Origin of the sequence: Pedobacter sp. Leaf170 (assembly GCF_920984665.1) — a bacterium.
In the GTDB taxonomy this organism is placed as follows: Bacteria; Bacteroidota; Bacteroidia; order Sphingobacteriales; family Sphingobacteriaceae; genus Pedobacter.
Window position 1 is genome coordinate 1 of sequence record NZ_CAKLBP010000015.1, and the last position, 2,821, is coordinate 2,821.

Annotated in this window: 3 protein-coding genes; 1 reads left to right on the top strand and 2 read right to left on the bottom strand. The window is 36.7% G+C overall.

The window, feature by feature from the left end; translation table 11 throughout:
- Positions 1-292: 292 nt before the first annotated feature.
- Together LUA90_RS19400 and LUA90_RS19405 are read right to left on the bottom strand one after the other, a co-directional pair.
- Positions 293-1,465, bottom strand: a complete 1,173-nt coding sequence (locus tag LUA90_RS19400; RefSeq protein ID WP_231492240.1) for a HEPN-associated N-terminal domain-containing protein — start codon at positions 1,463-1,465, stop codon at positions 293-295.
- A 9-nt stretch (positions 1,466-1,474) separates the two neighbouring features.
- Entirely contained in the window at positions 1,475-2,116 is a 642-nt protein-coding gene (locus tag LUA90_RS19405) for a hypothetical protein (protein WP_231492241.1), read from the bottom strand.
- Between the two features lie 265 nt (positions 2,117-2,381).
- Between LUA90_RS19405 and LUA90_RS19410 the strand changes: the two genes are divergently transcribed.
- Positions 2,382-2,699 (top strand): hypothetical protein, encoded by a 318-nt coding sequence (locus tag LUA90_RS19410; RefSeq protein ID WP_231492242.1) that lies wholly within the window; start codon positions 2,382-2,384, stop codon positions 2,697-2,699.
- Positions 2,700-2,821: the final 122 nt, after the last annotated feature.

The following is a 2,821-nucleotide window of genomic DNA, read 5'->3' on the forward strand; positions in this document are numbered from 1 at the left end:
ATGGTGGACTACAATTACCATCGACCACACCAGGCATTAAACTTCAAATCTCCTGTAGATTTATTGCAGGAAATTTGAGGACAAAATTATACTTTTGAATGGTCTGAAAAACAGGGGAGCTTACAACCAGACATTTGTGCTATAATCTTTCCTCTAAATTGTTAGGTAAATTCTTCATAGTCAGGCTCATAACTAGGGTCAAAAGGCTCAATTTTAGGTATGTATATGATTAGGTTAGGCTTGATGTTCTATCTGTCTCGCAATTCTGAATGTAGATCTTAGCAAGATTGTTTTAAATATTGTCTACCACCAACGTGGATGTGTCGAAATCAAGAAGCTCCAAGGATTGTTTATGATTATAAAATAAAACACAGGCATTCTTACCAGTTGATTTTGAACTGGGATATAATATTCCATCGATACTTGTGCTGGTCAAGTCATTATATGTATAACGAAAGTATTCTGTTATAATCTGGGTTGGTACATAGTCAATGTGCTGGCGACCATCTTTTGTCACAGACTGGGTAAGATCATCCACGAAACTTTTTAGAAAAAGAATGCTATAATAATTTTGACGCATTTTCTTATCAAAAATACTTGGTAATTCCGGCACCTTAGTAAGATCAAGTAAATATAAATCTTCCTTATTTTTGAAGATGCCGGTAGTAACTTTTTCTTTTGACATATTTGTGGGATCTACAGTCTCCAAGTGACAGGTAATTTTGTCAAAAGCGCAGTAGAACATTGAAATGCCAGCTGGACTCATTCTATTTGGAAAAATTGCTTTTTCGTCTGGAGGTGCAGCCAGCTGTTTTTCGGTGTTCAAAATTTCTATCGATCCGTGTTGGCGACAACGTAAAAGTGATGTGCCCTTTTTTAGCCAGCTAAAGAGATTTAAATCGTCGGCTCTGATACCGATATCATTCAGGATTTGGTCAATTGGTAGATTTTGGTTAGTGGTTTGAAATTGTTTTGATCCAAGGAATACATAACGCGATTTATGCTTGACCACTTGCTTAAACTCGTTCCAGTTATAGGTTAATTCTGTGTTTTCGCGATCGGCATAAGGGTCTCTCTCGCACCAAACATTATTACCAAATGCCTCCGAGATATCATTTCTTAACCTATCGTTATCTATTTCTAAGCCAGCATCATAAAACATTTCCTCCGTATCAAAAGTAGAGGCTCCAAAATATCCGCCTTCTTCACTTTCGTAGCTCATTCCTTCATCATTGGCATCGCCATAGAAAAAGAAAATCCCAGATTTAATGATATCGATGAGATCTTTAACTAAGATGACTCTCGTTTCATGATTGCAATAACTGCAAATTCCTTCTTCTCCGTCTTTCACTACGGCCTCATATATCGCCTTATCGTGAATATGGTTAGCGCATACACATTTATCGCTATCGAAATCAGAATCAGTCAGCATCATTTGTTCATAATGTTTTTTTGCCTGTCCCATTTTTTGTTCTTATAAATTTTCAAAGTCGGTAAAAGTCGGCGAAGGTGTTGAAGAAGCAAGTCGTTCTTCAGAATAATATGGGAGCTTACTGGATTTTTTATAATATTTAATAGGGAGGTTATATAGTTTAACCAGCTTATCAAGTGTAGCCACGATGTCTTTCTTTTTCATCGCCCTAGGGTTATTCTTGAACATAAGATGGTAAAATGATGCCCAAAAAATTGCAATTTCATCCATATCAACTGTTTCTGAAGGTCCAATTATCGAGTTTGACCTAGAGATTTTCATTACCTTCTCTGCTAGAGAATTATTAACACTTGAGCAGGCTGACATGAATAATCTTCGATATTTTAGTTTGCCTTCCAACATTTCCCCTAATTCTTCATGGCTGACTTGTTCAAGTGTCGTTGCTATAGAATCCTCGTCTCCATGAAATGAAAGATGCAAGAATCTAAGTTCAGACTCTGTAAAATCATCAATAAAATGTGCTAGTTCCTTCTTCGTTCGTACATAATTGTATTTGTAATCAAGCCCTGCGAGTTCTAGTATATTAGAAAGAAGCTTACCTTCCATTGGACCTTTTTCGTCTTCAAAGTCTAAACTTTCAATTATATATATCCCAGGTTCGGTAATTTTAGTTATTGATGTCAATTTGAGCGTTTTAAAATGTTAATCTAAATTGCTAAATATTATTGATTAAATAGCTAGGTTGTACTAATGTTTTCGTGGTTGATGAAAAAGAAATCAGGTTTTTAAACTTAACTGTCTTTAGACCAATTTCGTTTATAGTTCCTTCTTCTTGTATGCCTAATGCCATTTTAGTTATCGAACTGGAAAGGGACAACGAAGATTACAAACTTTACAGTGTTAACAATAACGGGTTGGCTAAAGGCAGGCAGTTCTATATCTTTACGCTATGATTGCACCAAACAACATTCATCCCCCGAAGAACTGGCAGGATTTTGAGATGCTCTGCCTCAGGCTTTGGGGTGAAATCTGGAACATACCCGACGAGATTGAATTTAACTCCGACAATTCGCAAGGGCAACACGGCGTGGATATATATGGAGCAGTAGAGAACGGACTGAAATACAATGGCGTACAGTGCAAGAACAAAAAACTGAATCTAATCGATGGTTCTCCAAATAGGATCAGTATTACAGACATCGATGCGGAAATTGAAAAGGCAAAGGAGTTTAAGCCTGCACTAAACAAACTGGTGATTGCAACGTAAGCCTACGACCAACCCATCTTGACTTAACTTGTTTTGACTGTTAATTTTGATTAAAAATCATGATATGAAAAAACCAGTTTTACAGTCAAACGAAATGTTTCCCCATGTTGAGGCCTGGATGT